Source organism: Streptomyces albidus (ex Kaewkla and Franco 2022) (assembly GCF_013870515.1).
Taxonomy (GTDB): Bacteria; Actinomycetota; Actinomycetes; order Streptomycetales; family Streptomycetaceae; genus Streptomyces; species Streptomyces albidus.
The window spans coordinates 1-3,741 of sequence record NZ_JACBXA010000386.1; the positions used below are offsets into that span (position 1 = coordinate 1).

The 3,741-nt window shown below is 71.4% G+C and carries 4 protein-coding genes and 1 riboswitch; of the genes, 3 read left to right on the forward strand and 1 reads right to left on the reverse strand.

Annotated elements, in window-relative coordinates; genetic code table 11:
* Positions 1-163 precede the first annotated feature (163 nt).
* On the reverse strand, positions 164-823 hold the full coding sequence (locus H5J26_RS29305) for a class II aldolase/adducin family protein (protein WP_181768989.1): 660 nt from the start codon (positions 821-823) through the stop codon (positions 164-166).
* A gap of 194 nt (positions 824-1,017) precedes the next feature.
* Between H5J26_RS29305 and H5J26_RS29310 the strand changes: the two genes are divergently transcribed.
* From H5J26_RS29310 to H5J26_RS29320, 3 genes are all read left to right on the forward strand, one after another.
* Entirely contained in the window at positions 1,018-2,352 is a 1,335-nt protein-coding gene (locus H5J26_RS29310; RefSeq protein WP_181768990.1) for an inorganic phosphate transporter, read from the forward strand.
* 84 nt (positions 2,353-2,436) lie between these two features.
* Entirely contained in the window at positions 2,437-2,655 is a 219-nt protein-coding gene (locus H5J26_RS29315; RefSeq protein ID WP_181768991.1) for a hypothetical protein, read from the forward strand.
* 172 nt (positions 2,656-2,827) lie between these two features.
* Positions 2,828-2,960: riboswitch (cobalamin riboswitch) on the forward strand.
* A 219-nt stretch (positions 2,961-3,179) separates the two neighbouring features.
* Positions 3,180-3,741, forward strand: a 562-nt coding sequence (locus tag H5J26_RS29320) for a cobalamin biosynthesis protein CobD/CbiB (protein WP_181768992.1), incomplete at its 3' end; no start/stop codon positions are given.

The window sequence follows — 3,741 nt, forward strand, 5'->3', positions numbered from 1 at the left end:
GATGTGGCGGCGACGGCCGCTGTACGCAGACGCATCCCGTAAGTGTCGGTGCTGGGACGGGTGCGGGGCCAGTGGGCGGAGTCGGCCGGGTGATTCCCGTGCGCCCCTCAACCGTCATGCCGGCCTCACCGACTCACCCCTCCCGGGCCGCGGGTGAACGCCCTCACTCGGGGGACGGCTGCCCGTATCCGCTCAACTTCTCCGCCACCCTGGCGAGTTCGGCGGGCGGGATGAGCGTGGGCTCGCGTCCGGGGAGGGAGGAGGCGGTGAGCCAGACGTGGCACATCCACTCCAGCTGCGCGGTCCGGTCGTACGCCTGGTCGAGATCGTTGCCGTAGGCGACCGTGCCGTGGTTCTGGAGGAGGCAGGCGCTGCGTCCGTCCAGGGCGGTGATCATGTTGTGGGCCAGTTCGTCGCTGCCGTAGGTGGCGTACGGTGCGACGCGGACGGGACCGCCGAGAGCGGCGGCCATGTAGTGGATCGCCGGGAGTTCACTCACCAGGGTGGAGGCCGCGGTGGCGTGCACGGCGTGGGTGTGTACGACGGCGCGAGCGTCCGTGTGCCGGTAGACGGCCAGGTGCATGGGGAGTTCGCTGGTGGGCCGGAGGTCTCCGGCGGTGCGCCGTCCGTCGAGGTCCACGGCGCACAGATCGTCGGGGCCGAGCCGGTCGTAGGGGACGCCGGTCGGAGTCACCAGCACGGTGTCCCCGACGCGGACGGAGACGTTGCCCGAGGTGCCGACGACGAGGCCCTCGGCGACCGTACGGCGCGCGGTGTCCACCAACTCCCGCCAGGCGCTGTGCACTTGCTCCACCTCCTGCATGCGGCGCGGCCCTGACGGACCCCGCGACGGGACGGTCGGGTGAGGAGGAAGGGGAGCGGGGGGCGGTGGCGTGGCACCACTCACAACAGGCGCCGGTGAGTGACACCCTGAAGCCCGCCGCAGTTCACCTTCCGTTCATCGGCCGTCCCTACGTTCAACGAGTCCTTGACCTTCGACTGATTGTGCCTGGGTGAATGGAACACATCACGCTTCTCATCGGGATCGTGATCGTCACGGCCTTGGTGTTCGACTTTACGAACGGCTTCCACGACACGGCCAACGCCATGGCCACCACCATCTCCACCGGGGCACTCAAGCCCAAGACAGCGGTGGCGATGTCGGCGGCCCTCAACCTGATCGGCGCGTTCCTGTCCGTCGAGGTCGCCAAGACCATCTCTTCGGGAATCATCGACGAAGGCTCCGGAATACAGCCTGAAGTGATCTTCGCCGGGCTCGTCGGCGCGATCATCTGGAACCTGCTGACGTGGCTGGCCGGACTCCCCTCCAGCTCCTCCCACGCTCTGATGGGCGGCCTCGTCGGCGCGACGGTCGCCTCCGTCGGCCTCGGCGCCGTCAACGGCGACACCGTGGTGATGAAGGTGCTCATCCCGGCCGTCGCCGCTCCGCTCGTCGCGGGCCTCGCCGCGTTCTGCGCGACGCGGCTCACCTACCGGGCCGCGCGGAAGGCCGACGAGGGCCAGACCGCCAAGGGCTACCGGGCGGGTCAGATCACCTCCGCCGCACTGGTCTCCCTTGCCCACGGCACCAACGACGCACAGAAGACCATGGGTGTCATCACCCTCGCGCTGATCACGGGCGGCGTCGTCGCCCCCCAGGCGGACCCGCCCACCTGGGTGATCGTCTCGGCGGGCCTGGCCATCGCGCTGGGCACGTACCTGGGCGGCTGGCGGATCATCCGCACGATGGGCAGCGGGCTCACCGACATCAAGCCTCCGCAGGGATTCGCCGCGCAGACCAGCGCGGCGGTCACGATCCTCGCCTCCTCGCACATCGGCTTCTCGCTCTCCACCACGCACGTCTGCTCCGGCGCCGTCATGGGCTCCGGTGTCGGCCGTAAGGGCGGAGTCGTGCGGTGGTCGACCGCGGCCAGGATGCTGATGAGCTGGGGGCTGACGCTCCCGGCGGCAGGACTGGTCGCCGCCGGTGCGGCGCTGCTGGCCGAGCAGGGCGATCTGGGTGTCACGACGGTCGCTGTGCTCGCACTGCTGATCAGCGGCGGCATCTGGGTGCTCTCGCGGCGCCAGCCCGTCGACCACACCAACGTCAACGACGCGGCGCCGGCCGAGACGGACGGGAACGAGCCCGCCGGGGTCGTCACCGCCGCTCTCCGCTCCGTCGCACCGCCGCCCACGGTCAAGGCGCAGGACGCCTCCGAGGACGGCACCGTCACCGGCACGGCTGCGGAAGCCGCCGTGCCGGCGCAGGAGTCGAAGACCTCCGACACCGTCCCGGTGCCGGAAGACCACTCCGAGGCCGACCGGCAGCGGGCGGGCTCCACACTCGGCTAGCGCCGGGCCACGACAACACAGACCGAACCGGAACCGGTCACCTGAAGGCCGGTTCCGGACAGACTTGGAGCAGAAGGAAGCGCTATGCAGATCGACTGGGCAGCACTCGGCGAGGTGTTCGGCGTCAGCCTCGTGGCCACGGTGGCCCTGGTGGGGATCTTCACGCTCGGCATCGTGGGCACCTCCACCGGCAGTTCGCAGGGCGGCGGCTCGTCCGCCCTCGCACGCACCGGCGCGTACGCCTGCTACGCGCTGTGCGCCGCAGCCGTGGCCTTCGGCATCTACATCATCACCGCTCCGTGAGCGCCGCCGCGCCGGCGGCCTCCTAGCGCCGGAACCACGGCGTCAGAGGGGGTACGGACATCGTCCGTACCCCCTCTCCGTGTGCCTGCTCACACTCTTCCGCCGCAGGTCAGCGGCGAGTTGACGGCCCCACCAGTACGTGGTGGACTGCCCGTTGCCCAACGGCGGCTGGAGAGGAAGCCGGTGCGAATCCGGCGCGGTCCCGCCACTGTCACCGGGGAGCGCACCCCCAACCGAAGGTCACGGCCCGCCTGTTCGGCGGCTGGAAGGCCGGGGGTCGCAGCGATCCGGAAGCCAGGAGACTCTCACCGCCGGTACGTCGAGCCAGGGCGAGGACCCTGAGTGAGGACTCCGCCATGCCCGGCTTCCCGGCCGCACCCGAGCCCGTACGCACCGGATCGTCACCGTCACCGCTCCGGTCCCTCCACCCCGCGTCGGCTTCCGGCCTGCCTGACGGCTGGACGGCGCACCGCCACCGGCCGGAGCCCGCACCACACCTTCGAGGCACGACGGCACGCTGACCGATGCGGGCTCATCGCGCCTACGCCTGCGGCGCGTTCCTCGGCTACCTGGGCGATCTGCTGCTGGGCGACCCGCGTCGCGGACACCCTGTGGCCCTCTTCGGAGACGCCGCCGCAGCAGCCGAACGCGCCCTGTGGCAGGACCGCCGCAGCGCCGGTGTGGCACACACGGCGCTTTGCGTCTCGGGTGCCGTCGCGACGGCTGCGGTGCTCTCCCGCGCGACGCGCGGCGTTCACCGGTCCGCCGGGAGCGTGCTCTTCGCGGCGGCGGTGACGTGGACCGTGCTCGGCGGGACGGGCCTGTGCCGAGAGGCGCAGGCGGTCGCGGCGGCTCTCGATGCCGGTGATGTGGCCGGCGCGCGGCGCCTGTTGCCGCATCTGTGCGGCCGCGATCCGGACGCCCTGGACGCGGACGGCATCGCTCGTGCCGTCGTCGAATCGGTGGCGGAGAACACCTCGGACGCCGTGGTCGGCGCCCTCGTGTGGGGCGCGATCGCAGGAGTGCCCGGCATGGCCGCCTTCCGCGCCGTCAACACCCTCGACGCGATGGTCGGCCACCGCTCCC